The sequence below is a fragment of the Aquabacterium sp. A08 genome, assembly GCF_011742065.1.
The window spans coordinates 1-302 of sequence record NZ_JAAQQT010000157.1; the positions used below are offsets into that span (position 1 = coordinate 1).

Genomic DNA, 302 nt, shown 5'->3' on the forward strand with positions numbered 1-302 from the left:
AGCTCGATCGGCGGGGTGATCTTCACCGCGTCTTCCTTGCCCGACACGCGGAAGTTGGTCAGCTGCTTGGTGCGGGTGGCGTTGACGATGAGGTCATTGTCGCGGCTGTGGATGCCGACGATCATGCCCTCGTACACCGGGTCGCCGGCCTTGACGAACATGCGGCCGCGGTCGTCCAGCTTGCCCAGGGCGTAGGTGAAGATTTCACCGTCGTCCATGGAGATCAGCACGCCGTTCTTGCGGCTGGCAATCTCGCCCTTGTGCGGCTCGTAGCTGTCGAAGATGTTGGAGATCAGGCCGGA

The 302-nt window shown here is 62.6% G+C and carries 1 pseudogene; it reads right to left on the reverse strand.

The annotated features are described in order from the left end of the window. Nucleotides 1-302 (reverse strand): annotated as a pseudogene (locus HA630_RS00890) (translational GTPase TypA); the annotation flags it as partial.